The sequence below is a fragment of the Prosthecobacter algae genome, assembly GCF_039542385.1.
GTDB classification, from domain to species: domain Bacteria; phylum Verrucomicrobiota; class Verrucomicrobiia; order Verrucomicrobiales; family Verrucomicrobiaceae; genus Prosthecobacter; species Prosthecobacter algae.
In genome coordinates this window covers 130,285-144,530 of record NZ_BAABIA010000006.1, presented here as the reverse complement: position 1 = coordinate 144,530, position 14,246 = coordinate 130,285, and the positions used below count along the sequence as shown (strand labels likewise).

Below are 14,246 nucleotides of genomic sequence, written 5' to 3'. Positions count from 1 at the left end.
GCGGGGTTCAGGGGGCTTTGGCCGGCACGGCAAACCGGGCGTCGTCCCATTTGAAGGGCTTTCTCTGGCCTAACAAAAGATCATACAGGCTGTGGTTGGTCTTCATCATTTCCTCCAGCATGTCCTTCCACGGGCGGTCTGCCACACTGATGAGGCCAGTGTTGTAGCTTTCGCCATTGTATTTGCTGAACCAGCGGCCCGTGGTGGCCTGATCCACCAGGGTGAACCATTCAATGCCGACGACAAAACCCAGCGCCGCGCTTTGCTCGACGTAGTTCCTGTAGGCAAGGCCGCGCTCACGCTGGCTGCTGACTTCACGGCCGCCGATGAGGCCGCTGTCCTTGGGCGATGACCAGAAGAACTCGCTCAGCATCATCGGTTTGCCTCCAGTCCATTCGTGGATGCGGCTGAGTTCCGCCGTATCCACGCCATAGGTGTAGTAGTTGTAGGAGACGACATCCACGTGCCGTCCCATGATGCGGCAGAGGGTCTCATCCTGAATGGTGATGGGCTGCAGGCGGCTGCCGAGAAGCAGATGGTTGCGGTCATGCAGGCGGTAAAGCCGCTCGATCTGGGCGAAGTACGTCTCCAGGAATTCGGCCACAAACGCGCGCACATCCGCCTTTGCCTGATCCGTGCTGACGGCGAGCCCTGTATCCAGCAACGACTCAAAGCTGGCTGCCTGCGATTGCCAGGCCTGGTTGTAGGCATCAAGGGTGGCATGCTTCTTTTTCAGAAAGGCCACCAGCTCCCGTTTGCAGGCATGTTTGCCCGTCAGGGAAGGGATGACGCGGGGCAGTTCATCATAGCGCGGTTCATTGACGATGAAGTAGCCGATGAGTAGAGGATCCTGCGCCTGGGCGGGCAGTTCGCGGGCCAGGTTTTCGGCGATCTTGGACTCGGTGGCGGGTTCATACGGATCCCAGACTTCATGTGCACCCGGGATGCGGGGCAGACCTTCCCATTCATTGATGGGCAAATGAGCCACGTAGGGAAAGCTGGCCTTCTCACAGGCGGTGGGCGGTTTGGGACTGAAGGCACCGATGGAGTTGAATCCCCATTGCCGCACGCGGGGGATCATGCGGGCGGCGTGTGCATCCAGGCTGTAAGGGGCGCCGAATTTCTTGATCGTGTTCGCCAGGTAAAAGGAAAAATGCGCATGGTCATCGCCTGGCCTGAAGGCGGAGGCAAACTCGCCCTGGGGAGACGGCAGCCACTCATAGATGCTCTCGCGACCCTTGATGTAAGTGTAGTCGTCATTCGGGGCGAAACCGCAGATGCCGAGATGGAAAAAGGCCTGGCCCTCCGGATCCACCAGCCAGGTCTTGCTGCCTTTCACCTCCACATGGAAGAAGCCCGTGGCCTTCAGGCCCAGCTTTTCACCGCTTCCTGGCAGGCCGCCGAATTTGCCCGTCGCCGGTGGTTTCAGGCTGGCGTAGTAGGCTTCATCAGCGGCCACATCCGCCTTCAGGTCGGCTTCATTCAATAGTTTGTTAGAAAAGGCATCTTTGATGGACTGGCCAAAGGCATCCACCAGCTTGGCCGAAGCGGCGAGCTCCGTGCTGACCTTGAATGTGGCTGTGGCTTTATCTGCCGAATAGGGCACCAGGCACATCCAATGATAGACGGCCCAGTTCCACTCGCGGTTGTCCGTGAGCTGCTGGAAGGCAAAGTCCGGTGTTACGATGTCCAGGCTCTGGCCCTGGGCATTTTTGACCTGGAAAGCGGTGCTACCCAGGCTGGCAATCTGCGGGGTTTTGGGTTTTTCAGCGGGGAAGGGGCCTGCCGTTTCGCCCACCTTCCAGGTGCCGCCTTTGCCGAAACCAATGTCGATCAGGGTGGTGACCTTCCACGAAGCCACGCCCGCAGGTATCTGGCTGAAGGTGAGGGTGATCTCGTCCTTCGCCACCGTCACCGCGCATTGCGCGCCTCCTTCATACTGAACGGTGGCTGTGCCGCCGCTGGCGCTGGCTTGCGTTTGTTTATGCACAGGCTGGCTGCTGGCATTCACGAATTCTGGATACGTCAGGACGAAGTTGCCCAGGCTGCCCGCCACCACTTCAATGCCGGCGGGTGTGGTCTTCAGCTCGGCGGCTAGGCTGGGCAGCGCGGTGGAAATCAGGAGCAGTGTAAACAGGTGACGAAACAGCATGATGAGCAGTCATTGATGCGGGAGGCTGCTTTGCCAAGCATTCTCGATGGGGAAGGGCATCATTCTTTTGTGAAGGGGACTTGGCCCGATAGAAAAGGCTTTCCTGGTGAAGGCAAAAAGGCCTTGGGTGCATTCAAGGCGGCGGCGGTGAAGGCTTTGGCGAAGCCTTGAATCAGCCGCGAAGCTGAGTCGCAAGCCGCAGCAAAGCCAGCACACTGACGCTGTCGCGAATGCGGCCATCCACGGCCATCTGGATGGCTTCCGTCAAAGGCAGGCGCTTCACGGCGAGCTGCTCAGTTTCTTCCGGCTCCGCCTCGCCAAAGCTGAGATCACGCGCGACGAAGATGTCGCAGACCTCATTGGTCGTGGAGTTCGAAAGCTGAAGGTTCATCAGCAGCGGTTCGATGGTGGCGGCACGGATGCCTGTTTCCTCCAAGAGCTCGCGCCGGGCGCATTCGGCGGGTTCTTCCCCGGGCGGGCAGCCGCCTTCCGGGATCTCCCACTCATAACGTGCATGGCTGTAGCGCCACTGGCCCACCAGCCAGGTGTTTCCCTCGGCATCCACCGGCACCACGCCGATGGCGCGATTTTTATACTCCACCACGCCATAGATGCCGCGACCACCGCTGGGGTTGATCACCTGGTCTTCGCGCACACGAATCCAGGGATTCGCGTATCCCTCACGGCTGCTGAGCGTGGTCCAGGGATTGGTAGTTTCGAGGGAGTCGGAGGTGGGCTGGTCCATGGCAGAAAAAAGGGCCTGGTGTCAATCCAGGCCCCATTCACTGCTTAGCCAGCATTCAGCGGTGGCTCAACCTTTTACTGAAGGCGGAAATAACCATCCGGATTATACATCCAATAAGCATCGAGCGGATTCAGGCGGGGCAGGACAGCAACAGGCTTGCCACGTTCGTCGGCGCTTTCCACCACGCCATTGTCCAGATGACCGGGCGGCAGGATGCGAATGGGCATGCCTGTCTGCGGCTGGGCTGGCTGAGTGCTGTCCGGGTGACGGATCAGGGCGGTTTCTTCGATCTCTTCGACGATGGTGTCCACCCACTTGAGTTTCTGGGCATTGTCGGCGAATTCATTCCAATCGCCGGTGGATGATTTTTTGTACATCTCTGTGATGAATTCGTCCCGCGTGAGGCCCATTTTTTGCGCCACGGGATCGGCCAGGCGCTTCCACCATTCTTCCAGTTCCTTCACGCTTTCGCGGTGCTGGGTCAGGTTCCCCATGATGCCGGCGGAGAGCTGATGGTGGAGAATGATCGCATTCGGATAGGCGAAGGATTTTTTCGACAGGGTGGTGATGCAGGCGGCCATGCTAGCGGCGAAGGATTTCACCACCGTGTAAACCGGGGCCTTGGAACCGTGCATGGCCTTGATGATTTTGTAGCCAGCCATCACACTGCCGCCTGGGCAGTCATCAATGACGATGAAGATGGGGGCCTCCTCGTCACGATTGTTAAAGTAGGCGATGCGGTCCGCCAGACTGTCGGCGGTCTTGGAGGTGATGACGCCGTTCAGAGCGATGGTGCGGTCGGAAAGGATGAGCTTGTTGCCCTGCACTGGCTCTTTCAGGTAAGCCGGGGCCTTGCCTGCGTAGGTGCGGGATTCAGTCTCTTTTTGCTGAAGCTCCATGGCGAGAGTGAGTGCGGAGGTCTTGCGCCGGATGGCGTTTTCTTCGCGGCGCATGGCATAGCCTTCGGTGTCCACCTCGTTCTTGGCGATGGAGGCCTCCATGCTGCTGCGCTCGCCTTTGCGGCGCAGTTCCATGATGTCGGCGTAGTCCTTGCTACGCTGCTCGGCCTCGGCGAGGTCCGACTTCGCCTTCATCTCCTCCAGCTTGATTTGGATCTCGGCCAGGGCGCGTTTCCTAACCGCAAGTTTTTCATCCAGCTTGGTTTGCTCCAGGGCCATCTGGGCGGCGATTCTTTCGCGCTCTGCCACCAGCTTGGCAGTTTCCGCCTTGATGGATTCCAGCGGGTCGGGTTTGGCGGGTTCCGGTGTTTTTTCCGCGACCGAAATTTCGATTTTCTGGCCCGAGATGACAGCAGGCTTGCCGTCCTTCGTGGCCGGTTTTTCGTCTTTCGGTGCGGCGGGCTTTTCCTCCTTGGCCGCAGGCGGTTTCGGGGGCAGGGGTTCACCCAGGGCGAGGCCCGTCAGCAACAACGAAAAAAGGGCGGGGGTCGTGCATTTCATCACGGATGACTATACACCGCCCACGCCCGGATTGTTCAAGAATGTTTATTCGCTCCCCGCGATTGGACCGGGCCGGGGCAGCCGTCAGGAGCCCCGTCCCCTTCCAGGTTTACTTCACCTGGGCTCGGATGGCCTTCACCACTTCGGCTCCCAGGGCCTCCGATCCAGCAGGGGTAAAATGGACGTTGGCTGGTTGGATTTGCAGTTCCTTCATCCGGGGCTGGGTAAAGGCGTACAGATCGTTCACCGGGATGCCGTTTTCCTTCATTACCCGCACAGCGGCTTCGTTGTAGCGGATGACGTCGGCATTGTTGCGATAGACCTTCATGGGTTCAGCAGGTGCAGGCGTGGTGGTGGCAAAGACGAGCTTGGCCCCGGTGGCCTTCAGTTTGCCGACGATTTCGCGGAGCTGCTTTTCATACACTTCCACAGTGGCCTGGGGGGGATCGGTGGCCAGGTCGGAGGTGGCTTTGCCATCGGCCTTCACATGCTTCAGGTCATGCAGGCCCCAGTTGAAATGGATCACGTTCCATTTGCCACCGTCAATCTGCAGCCAGCGGTCAATGTTGGCCACGCCCGAATTGGTGCCGCCGCAGTTTTCCGCCTTGCCATTTTTGGCCATGGGCCGCAGGACGGTCATTTCATCCGCCAGCAATTTTTGCACCACTGGGGTGTAGCCCATGGAGATGGAATCGCCGAGGAGGAGCACACGGGGCTTTTCAGCCGCGTGGGCAGAGGTGAAAGTGAAGGCCGCCGTGGCCAGTAGAAAGAGAAAGCTGGAGCGTTTCATGGACTCGTCAAAACGACGGGCCGCCAGAAACATTTCAGCCCTTCTTCGCCGGATCGGGGGCCACGGTGCTCAGCCACATTCCCTCAGGGGTCACCTTCACCTGACGGATAGCTTTCAGCACAGTTCCGATGGGCTCCACCTTGCGATAAGGGGCCACCCACTGCCAGATCTCCATGCCGGTGATGAAGCCATCGGGCACTTCTTTGCCGGGCACTTTCACGTCCACGACTTTGGCATCCACGCCTTCCTCATGCACATGCACGTAGTAGGTGAGCTGGCCGATGAGGTAGCGCTTTTTGTCTTCCCAGAATTTGATGTTGTTCAGCGGCAGGCAGACCTGGCTGGTGATGGCATCCTTGTCCGGCATGGTGCCTTCGATGCGGATGAGGTCTGCGTAGCTGCCGTAGCCCGTGTCCGGAGCGATGCTGATGATGCCGTTGAGGTCTGCGACCGTCAGGTTCAGTTCCGCTGGCTGACCTTTTTTCGCCGCTTCGGCAAAGTCACTCAAACGCTTTTCCAGGGCCGTACGGGCTTCTGGAGTCAGCTCCACGGGGGGCAGCTTGATGGGGGCATCCACCGTGATTTTTGCGATTTCCTTGTCCTGGGTGAAAAGCGAGTACGCGCTCCAGGCGATGATGCCGCCAAAGACCAGGGCGGCCATGATCATGATGGCGCAGCCGTAAAAGGGGTTGAAGGGGGCCGTGGGAACTTTTTGAATGCGGGACATGGTCGGGGGAGGGGAAACATTGGCTCAGCCTGAGGGCGTCGCCAAGCAGGAATCAGGGCTCTTTGCCTGCCTCTCCGCGTGCTTCTTCAGGGGTCAGCAGGACTGCACCCTTGATCAGGCGGCAGAATTCCTTTTTGCTCACCTGCTGCTCCGCGCCTTGCCTGGTTTTCAGGTCTTTCATCCCTTTGTAAACGATGAACTGGCGGTCCCAGTGCACGATGCGCAGGTAGAGGTCGCCTTGTTTCCAGATCTGATTCTGTTCCAGTTTCATGCGTTTCCTTACATGGGGCTCGCGTCGCAGGCCAGAGGATTTGTCTGGCCTGTTTCGGGGCGGTCTGTTTCAGTGGAGCGGCCCCGGGCCTCGGCGAATTCGAATGCCTTGAAATGACCTGCCTGCGCCGACGTTCAATGGATTGCCCATTCCCCTCCAACCGACATGTCCAAACCTGCCGCCACTTTTTTGACGCTGATCACCCTCGGCCTTGCCTTGGCCACCAACAGCCTTTCCGCCGCCGAACGGCCCAACATCATCTGGATCATGGCGGATGACCTGGGCTATGGCGATCTGGGATGCTTTGGCCAAAAGGTCATCACCACTCCGAACCTGGATCGCATGGCGAAGGAGGGCATGAAGTTCACCCACTTTTACGCCGGGGCCACGGTTTGTGCGCCTTCCCGCAGCGTGCTGATGACCGGCCTGCATCACGGGCACACCCGGGTGCGCGGCAATTCCGGCAAGACCAATCCTGGGGCCCAGGCCCTCAAAGAAGGCGATGTCACCGTGGCGAAGGTGCTTCAGGAAGCTGGCTACAAGACCGCCCTCATCGGCAAATGGGGCCTGGGTGATGAAGGGGCTGCTGCGACGGGACTGCCGCGCAAGCAAGGCTTTGATTACTTCTACGGCTACCTAAACCAGACCCATGCCCACAATCATTACCCGGACTATCTCTGGCGCAATGAGACCAAGGAACCGCTTTCGAACATCGTCACACCTCTGGGCGAAAACGGCGGCGGTTATGCCACCCAGCCAGTTCATTTTTCCGATGATCTTTTTGCCGATGAGGCGCTGAAGTATGTGGAAGAAAACAAGGCCGCTCCTTTTTTCCTCTACTGGAGCATGGTCGTGCCTCACGCGAACAACGAGCGGACTCGCGAACTCAAGGATGGCGCCGAAGTGCCTGACTACGGCCCCTATGAAAGCAAGGACTGGCCGAAGCCCGACAAAGGTCAGGCGGCGATGATCACCCGCCTGGATGGTTATGTGGGGCGCATGCTGGACCTGCTGAAGGCGCAGGGGCTGGCTGAAAAAACACTGGTCATTTTCACCAGCGATAACGGACCGCATGATGAGAGCAACCACGACCTCTCCCGCTTCAATCCCTCCGGCCCCTACACCGGCATCAAGCGCAGTCTCACCGATGGTGGCATCCGTGTCCCGCTCATCGCCTGGTGGCCGGGCAAGGTGAAGGCGGATGTGGAGACGGGCCATGTCGCCTCCTTTGCCGACTGGCTGGGCACGGCCGCCGATCTGGCTGGAGCCAAGGCTCCAGAGAAGATTGATTCCATCAGCTTTAAGCCCACTTTGTTAGGCCAAGAAGGGCAGGGGAAGCATGAGTTCCTCTACTGGGAGTTTCATGAGGGCGGATTTAAGCTGGCGGCTCTTTATCAGGGGCGCTGGAAAGGTATCCGCCAGGGCGGGCCAGAGGCCCCCGTGCTCCTTTACGATCAGCAAAACGATGTCGCGGAAAAAACCAATGTGGCCAAGGAGCATCCCGAGATCGCGGAGAAGATTGGCGCCTATCTGAAGACCGCCCGCACGGAACTGCCGGAGTGGGAACCTCACTGGAAGGCTGATGGGAAGAAGAAAAAGAAGTGATCGTCTGCCATCAGTATTACTCCTCATGAAAGCTCTCTTGTCCCTGTTCTCTGCGGCTTTGTTGCTGCCTTCGGTTCTGCCTGCCGCCGAGACGAAGCCGCCTAACATCATCTTCATTCTCGCCGATGACCTGGGCTATGGCGACATCGGCGCTTACAAAAAGCAGCCTTCCAAAATCCCCACTCCCAATGTGGACCGCATCGCCAAGGAGGGCATTCGTTTCACCGATGCGCATTCTCCGGCCTCGGTCTGCTCACCCACCCGTTATGCCCTGATGACGGGGCGTTACGCTTGGCGGTCAAAGTTGCAGCAGGGCGTGGTGGCCCCCTGGGGCGCTCCTTTGCTCCAAGACGCGCAATACACCGTGGCCGAACTGCTGCATGATCATGGTTATACCACTGGGCTGATTGGCAAATGGCACCTGGGCATCCAGTGGCCCACGAAGGACGGCCAGCCAGCCTCCGCTGGTGAGGACAGGCTGAGCAATGTGGACTTCACCCAGCCGTTCAAAGGGGGTCCGCTGGATCACGGTTTTGATCATTACTTCGGCGTGGATGTGCCCAACTATCCTCCTTACTGCTTTTTGAAAAACGATCGCACGGTGGGGATTCCCACGTTGCCCGATACCGGACGCGCGGATGGCTTTAATCGCCCCGGTCCCATGATGCCGGGCTGGAAGCTGGTGGACATCCTGCCTGAGTTGAATCGTCAGGCCGTGAGCTTTGTGGAGACCTCGGCCAAAAGCGGCAAGCCCTTCTTTCTCTACTACGCGCTCACCTCACCCCATTACCCCGTCGTACCTGCGAAGGAGTTTCAGGGCAAGACGACCGTGGGTGATTATGGCGACTTCGTTTTTCAGACCGACTGGTGCGTCGGCCAGATTCTTGAAGCTTTGGAGCGCGAAGGAATTGCCGACAACACCCTCGTCATCTTCACCAGTGACAATGGGCCGGAAGTCACCGGAGAGGTGAAGCCCGGCGTCTATGATCGCGTGCAACAATACAAGCACCACAGCCTGGACGGTCTCCGCGGGGCCAAACGTGACCTTTGGGAAGCCGGGCACAGGGTGCCTTTTGTCGCCCGCTGGCCCAGAAAGATCGCCGCTGGCAGCGTGAATGATGAAACCATCTGCCATGTGGATTTCATGAGCACCGCCGCTGCCATCGTCGGGGCTGAGTATCCTGCCGAGGCCGCAGTGGACAGCCACAACTTGTTGTCCATTTTGTGGAACGATAAGCTCGGGCGGCCCGTGCGCGAAGGCACTGTCCATCACAGCGGATCCGGCCGTTTTGCCATTCGTAAAGGCGACTGGGTGCTCATCGCCCACGTCACCGGAGATGACAACCGCCGTGCAGGGGAACCGGAGTGGATGAAAAAGCAGCGCGGCTACACGGCCCATGATCAGCCTGGAGAACTCTACAATCTAAAGGAAGACCTCATCGAGAAGAACAACCTCTATGCCGCCAAACCGGAGCTCGTGGCCGAGCTCCGTGCCCTGCTGGAAAAATACGTGGCCGAAGGCCGCTCCACACCCGGACCCACCCAGGCCAATGACGTGCCGGTGGTCATCAGCAAACCCTTCCAAAACCAGCCTGGCAAAAAAGCCAAAGCCGTTCGCCCATGAAGCTGCTCACCCTCTGCCTTTTCTTGTTCGCAAGCCTGCTGCATGCAGCGGATCGGCCTAACATCTTATGGATCACGAGTGAGGACAACAGCCCTTACCTCGGTTGTTATGGCGACAAGCTGGCTGTGACGCCGCACCTGGACAAACTGGCTTCTCAGGGGCTGCGGTATCGTCATGCCTATGCCAATGCGCCCGTCTGTTCAGCCGCGCGAACCACGCTGATCACTGGCATGTATGCCAGTAGCCTGGGGGTGCACAATCACCGCAGCGCTGTGGCCATCCCGGCAGCGTTCAAGCTTTACCCGGAGCACCTGCGGGCCGCCGGATACTACTGCACAAACAACAGTAAGACAGACTACAATGTGGCTGGGGCAGGGAAGAAGCTGTGGGACGAAGGCAGCAACAAGGCGCACTATAAAAATCGCGCCAAAGGCCAGCCCTTCTTCGCCATCTTTAACTTCACCACCAGCCATGAAAGTCAGGTAGCTCCGAAGCCCGGCAAGACCACGTTTCGCATCGCCCCCGTGGCCATGCCGCTGCCTCCTTACCACCCGGACACGCCAGAGATCCGGCGTGACTGGGCCAACTACTATGACCAGATGACCCTGATGGATGCGCAGGTGGGGCAAGTGCTGGCGGAACTGGACAAGGCGGGCCTCGCTGATGACACCATTGTTTTCTATTATGGCGACCACGGCGGTGCCCTGCCTCGCGGGAAACGCAACATCCACGATTCCGGCACCCGTGTGCCTTTGATCGTTCGCATCCCTCAAAAATGGCAGCATCTGGCTCCTGCCAAACCGGGTGAATGGGTGGAGGATCTGGTGAGCTTTGTAGACTTCCCAGCCACCGTTTTCAGTCTCTGCCAGGTGCCCGTGCCCGCGCATTACCAGGGCCGCCCCTTCCTGGGTGAAAAGAAGGCCCCGCCCCGCGACCACGTCTTCCTTTACCGGGGGCGCATGGATGAGCGATACGACACCGTCCGCGCCGTTCGCGATGCGGACTTTCGCTACGTGCGCAATTACTCCCCGCATCGTCCCTGGGGGCAGCATTACAGCTATCCATTCCAGGTGCAGCCCAGCATGCGTTCCTGGTATGCCGAATTTGCCGCAGGCCGTTGCAATGAGATTCAGTCGGCCTATTGGAAGCCCAAGCCCGGTGAGGAGCTGTATCAGCCTGGGGAAGATCCCTTTGAGCTGACCAATCTAGCCCAACAAACGATGCATCAAGATCGCCTCGCCAGGATGCGCCAGACGCTGCGTGAAGAGATGCTGCGCACCCGCGATACGGTCTTCATTCCTGAAGGCATGTACAGGCAGCTCGCAGGCGACAAGACAATCTACGACTACGCCCAGAGCGATGCCTATCCTCTGGAGCGGCTCATGGATGTGGCCGATGCAGCCACGGCCCGCGATGCCGCCCATATCCCCGCCTTCATCGGCGCTCTAGGCGATCCGAATCCGCTCATCCGCTACTGGGCGGCCACCGGTTGCCTGATCCTTCAGGACAAAGCCGCGCCAGCCAAGGACGCCCTCGTCAAACTCCTCCAGGACGACAGCAAGGATGTGCGCGTGGTCGCGGCCGAAGCTCTGGGATATCTGGGGCAAAAGGGCGATGCTCTCGCTACGATCCAAGAGGTCATTCAAAAAGGCGAGCTGTATGAATCGCTCGCCGCATTGAATGCCCTCGATTTCATGTGGAAGGCAGGTCACGTCACCTTGGCCGAAGCCAAAGCGACCGTGAAGAACCTGAACATGAAGGAACCCAACGACCGCATTCCCAAATACCTGCTTTCCGAACCATGAGGACGCCACTGCTTTGGTTGAGCCTGTTGCTGGTCTTCGGCTTTGCGGCGCGGGCGGAGAAGCCGAACATCATCCTCATCATGGCGGATGATTTTGGTTATGAATGCCTCACCGCCAATGGTGGCCAGTCTTACCAGACACCGCATCTGGACCGGCTCGCCGCCGAGGGGCTGCGTTTTGAGCACTGCCACTCCCAGCCGCTCTGCACACCCACCCGAGTGCAGCTCATGACAGGGCGCTACAACGTGCGCAATTACTTCAACTTCGGAACCCTACCGACCACCGAAACGACGTTTGGCCAGCTTTTGAAAAAAGCCGGTTATGCCACAGGCATCTGTGGCAAATGGCAGCTCGGCCAGGACAAGGGGCTGCCTCAGCACTTCGGGTTTGAGGAATCCTACCTCTGGCAGCACACGCGTCGCCCTCCTCGTTATGCCAATCCAGGCCTGGAGCACAATGGCGAGCCTGTGGATTTCACCCATGGCGAATACGGACCCAAACTCGTGAATGACTTCGCCCTCGATTTCATCACCCGTCATCGGCAGCAGCCGTTCTTCCTTTATTACCCGATGATCCTCACCCACGATCCTTTCCAGCCCACGCCGGACAGCGCAGAATGGGATCCCAAGACCACGGGTGAAAATGCGAAGCGGGATAACAAACACTTTGCCGACATGACCGCCTACATGGACAAGCTCATCGGCGAACTCGTCGCTCGCTTGGATGAACTCGCCCTGCGGGAGAACACCGTCCTTCTTTTCCTCGGAGACAATGGCACCTCTAGCAAGATCACCAGCCAGTTCCAAGGACGGCCCTATGCAGGCGGCAAAGGCAAGACGAACAGGCAGGGTACGCATGTGCCCATGATCGCCAACTGGCCAGCCCAAATGAGCGCAGGACGTGTCAGCAAAGACCTCATCAGCACCACGGACTTTCTCCCGACACTCTGCGAAATGGCCGGGATTCCTGTTCCTGCCCAGGTGGATGGCGTGAGCTTCTTGCCTCAGTTAAAAGGGCAGCCCGGCACACCGCGTGAATGGCTGTATGGCTGGTATTCACCCCGCCAAAAACCCGATCTCAGCGTCCAGGAATTTGCCTTTGACCACCGCTTTAAACTTTATCGGGATGGTCGGTTCTTTAATCTCGTCGCAGATCCTTTGGAGAAAGAAGCCCTGGCGGTGGAATCCCTGAATAGAGAGGCTGCTGAAGCTGCAACGCGCCTGGCCAGGGTGCTTGATCAGTTCAAAGATGCACGTCCGGTTGAGTTGGATGAGGCCTTTCTTAAGGCATCTGGCGGGGTGAAGAAAAAGAAGCGCCAAAAGTGACGGCTTCGATACTTGTGGGGCCGTCTTTGTAATTGCTTGACTGCGCAAATAAGCATTGCTTTGTCAGGCCCGTGCTGCCCATCCTCATCGTTCTTGTTGCTGCCATTGTGGCTTATGCCAATGGAGCCAACGCCAATTTCAAAGGCGTGGCTTCACTCTTTGGCAGTGGCACCACATCGTATCGTGTGGCGCTCAACTGGGGGAATTTCACCACGGGGGCAGGCGCTGTCTGCGCGGTGTTTTTGGCGCAGCATTTGATCAAGGCTTTTTCAGGGAAGGGACTGGTTCCAGATGCCCTGATTGCCGATCCTGCTTTCCTTCTTGCCGTTGCAGCCGGTGCTGCAGTCACAGGCAGTTTGGCCACTTGGCTGGGCTTTCCGGTTTCCACCACACATGCTCTCACGGGAGGCTTGGTGGGCGCAGGTCTGGTGGCGAGTCCCACGGGGGTGAATTTTGGCCATCTTTGGAGCACGTTTGCGGTGCCTTTGTTGTTTGGACCTGTCGTGGCCATCTTCCTGGGCACATTGCTCTACGTGCTGCTTCGAGGGCTAAGGCTGGCCCCTGATCATCGCACCCGCACCCTGGACGCTCTGCATTTTCTCAGCGCAGGGGCCGTTGGTTTTGCCCGTGGTCTGAATGATACGCCCAAGATTGCCGCTCTTCTGGGAGGTGTGTCTTTTTGCACTGGGGAAAAGGGCATCTTTCTTGTCGCGGTCGCCATGACTTTGGGTGGCCTCATCAGTGCCCGCCGGGTGGCCGAAACACTCTCACACAAGATCACCGACATGAATCCAGGCCAGGGTTTCACGGCCAATCTCACCACCTCCATGCTGGTCATCGCGGGTTCCGTCTATGGCCTGCCACTGTCCACCACGCATGTCTCCGTGGGCTCCCTCCTCGGCATTGGCATCATCACCCGCCAGGCACGCTGGCACACGGCCATTCCCGTGCTTCTCGCCTGGGTCATCACGCTGCCTTGTGCGGCGGTCCTGGCCGCGATCGCCTACTTCATTTGCCGGGCCATTTTTTGAAAAATTGTTTCCTAAACCCACGATGAAAAAAACCATCTGCCTTCTGGCACTTGCCTCAGCGACCGCCCTCCACGCCACACCGACAGGCCTCAACAACATCCCCACGGCCGATACCGTGCCGCACCGCACCGTGGCCATTCAGGCCTTCAGCAGCTTCGGCGGGGCCAACCAATTTGCCGCCAATGGCGAAGGCCAGCACTCCTTTTGGATGGGCTTTAAAACGGGTTGGGAATTGGGTCCGGCTCACTTGGAATGGGGCCTGGACAGCCCTCTGGGACCCGATCTCAGTGGCCCTCTCTTTTTCCAGACCAAGGTCGGTTTTCAGCCCTGGGAAGACGGTGCTTTCGCTCTGGGCGTGGCAGGTGTGGCCCTGAGCGACATTGACCGCGCGGGCGATCCTTTCACCTACGCCATGCTGGCCCATGACTTCGGCCTGGCTCGTTTTCATCTCGGCTACGGCGTGCAGACGAACGGCAACAGCCTTCTCGTGGGTGTGGACCGCACCTGGAAGCTGCTGAATCGCGACTTCAACCTCAATGCCGATCTGGTACAGACACGCGACCAGGAGGCTTGGCTGCCATCGCTCGGGGCCAAGTACGGCCTAACTAAAAACATCGTTTTGGAAACCTGGGCCAACTTCCCGGACCAGGGCTCCGTGAGCGTCATCGCCAAGATCAACTTCGTCTTCACTTTCTAATTAGCCACACCATC

12 protein-coding genes are annotated in these 14,246 nt (G+C 58.8%); 6 read left to right on the top strand and 6 right to left on the bottom strand.

Going from position 1 to position 14,246, the window contains the following annotated elements:
• Nucleotides 1–7: 7 nt before the first annotated feature.
• From ABEB25_RS15250 to ABEB25_RS15225, 6 genes are all read right to left on the bottom strand, one after another.
• Complete coding sequence (locus tag ABEB25_RS15250; RefSeq protein ID WP_345737280.1) at nt 8–2,152, bottom strand: hypothetical protein; 2,145 nt, start codon at nt 2,150–2,152, stop codon at nt 8–10.
• Between the two features lie 172 nt (nt 2,153–2,324).
• Nucleotides 2,325–2,897 carry an NUDIX domain-containing protein gene (locus tag ABEB25_RS15245; RefSeq protein ID WP_345737279.1) on the bottom strand — a complete coding sequence of 191 codons (573 nt, stop codon included), beginning with the start codon at nt 2,895–2,897 and terminating at the stop codon, nt 2,325–2,327.
• Between the two features lie 74 nt (nt 2,898–2,971).
• Complete coding sequence (locus tag ABEB25_RS15240; protein WP_345737278.1) at nt 2,972–4,357, bottom strand: ATP-dependent Clp protease proteolytic subunit; 1,386 nt, start codon at nt 4,355–4,357, stop codon at nt 2,972–2,974.
• 109 nt (nt 4,358–4,466) lie between these two features.
• Nucleotides 4,467–5,147, bottom strand: a complete 681-nt coding sequence (locus ABEB25_RS15235; RefSeq protein ID WP_345737277.1) for an SGNH/GDSL hydrolase family protein — start codon at nt 5,145–5,147, stop codon at nt 4,467–4,469.
• A gap of 34 nt (nt 5,148–5,181) precedes the next feature.
• A complete protein-coding gene (locus tag ABEB25_RS15230) occupies nt 5,182–5,874 on the bottom strand; it encodes a hypothetical protein (protein ID WP_345737276.1) in 693 nt (230 codons plus the stop codon).
• Between the two features lie 52 nt (nt 5,875–5,926).
• Entirely contained in the window at nt 5,927–6,145 is a 219-nt protein-coding gene (locus ABEB25_RS15225) for a hypothetical protein (protein ID WP_345737275.1), read from the bottom strand.
• Nucleotides 6,146–6,310: 165 nt separating this feature from the next.
• Between ABEB25_RS15225 and ABEB25_RS15220 the strand changes: the two genes are divergently transcribed.
• The 6 genes from ABEB25_RS15220 to ABEB25_RS15195 all read left to right on the top strand — a co-directional run bounded on the left by ABEB25_RS15220 (nt 6,311) and on the right by ABEB25_RS15195 (nt 14,232).
• A complete protein-coding gene (locus ABEB25_RS15220; RefSeq protein ID WP_345737274.1) occupies nt 6,311–7,750 on the top strand; it encodes an arylsulfatase in 1,440 nt (479 codons plus the stop codon).
• Between the two features lie 25 nt (nt 7,751–7,775).
• A complete protein-coding gene (locus ABEB25_RS15215) occupies nt 7,776–9,374 on the top strand; it encodes a sulfatase family protein (RefSeq protein WP_345737273.1) in 1,599 nt (532 codons plus the stop codon).
• Nucleotides 9,371–11,179 carry a sulfatase-like hydrolase/transferase gene (locus ABEB25_RS15210; RefSeq protein ID WP_345737272.1) on the top strand — a complete coding sequence of 603 codons (1,809 nt, stop codon included), beginning with the start codon at nt 9,371–9,373 and terminating at the stop codon, nt 11,177–11,179. The genes ABEB25_RS15215 and ABEB25_RS15210 overlap by 4 nt, the downstream gene beginning before the upstream one ends.
• Nucleotides 11,176–12,504 carry a sulfatase family protein gene (locus ABEB25_RS15205; RefSeq protein ID WP_345737271.1) on the top strand — a complete coding sequence of 443 codons (1,329 nt, stop codon included), beginning with the start codon at nt 11,176–11,178 and terminating at the stop codon, nt 12,502–12,504. The genes ABEB25_RS15210 and ABEB25_RS15205 overlap by 4 nt, the downstream gene beginning before the upstream one ends.
• Before the next feature lie 71 nt (nt 12,505–12,575).
• Nucleotides 12,576–13,535: an inorganic phosphate transporter gene (locus ABEB25_RS15200; RefSeq protein ID WP_345737270.1), complete on the top strand. Its 960-nt coding sequence runs from the start codon at nt 12,576–12,578 to the stop codon at nt 13,533–13,535.
• A gap of 22 nt (nt 13,536–13,557) precedes the next feature.
• Entirely contained in the window at nt 13,558–14,232 is a 675-nt protein-coding gene (locus ABEB25_RS15195) for a hypothetical protein (protein WP_345737269.1), read from the top strand.
• Nucleotides 14,233–14,246 lie beyond the last annotated feature (14 nt).

Coding starts and splice junctions, on each gene's coding strand:
- ABEB25_RS15250 (WP_345737280.1), bottom strand. CDS start 2,152: ATGCTGTTTCGTCACCTGTTTACACTGCTCCTGATTTCCACCGCGCTG.
- ABEB25_RS15245 (WP_345737279.1), bottom strand. CDS start 2,897: ATGGACCAGCCCACCTCCGACTCCCTCGAAACTACCAATCCCTGGACC.
- ABEB25_RS15240 (WP_345737278.1), bottom strand. CDS start 4,357: ATGAAATGCACGACCCCCGCCCTTTTTTCGTTGTTGCTGACGGGCCTC.
- ABEB25_RS15235 (WP_345737277.1), bottom strand. CDS start 5,147: ATGAAACGCTCCAGCTTTCTCTTTCTACTGGCCACGGCGGCCTTCACT.
- ABEB25_RS15230 (WP_345737276.1), bottom strand. CDS start 5,874: ATGTCCCGCATTCAAAAAGTTCCCACGGCCCCCTTCAACCCCTTTTAC.
- ABEB25_RS15225 (WP_345737275.1), bottom strand. CDS start 6,145: ATGAAACTGGAACAGAATCAGATCTGGAAACAAGGCGACCTCTACCTG.
- ABEB25_RS15220 (WP_345737274.1), top strand. CDS start 6,311: ATGTCCAAACCTGCCGCCACTTTTTTGACGCTGATCACCCTCGGCCTT.
- ABEB25_RS15215 (WP_345737273.1), top strand. CDS start 7,776: ATGAAAGCTCTCTTGTCCCTGTTCTCTGCGGCTTTGTTGCTGCCTTCG.
- ABEB25_RS15210 (WP_345737272.1), top strand. CDS start 9,371: ATGAAGCTGCTCACCCTCTGCCTTTTCTTGTTCGCAAGCCTGCTGCAT.
- ABEB25_RS15205 (WP_345737271.1), top strand. CDS start 11,176: ATGAGGACGCCACTGCTTTGGTTGAGCCTGTTGCTGGTCTTCGGCTTT.
- ABEB25_RS15195 (WP_345737269.1), top strand. CDS start 13,558: ATGAAAAAAACCATCTGCCTTCTGGCACTTGCCTCAGCGACCGCCCTC.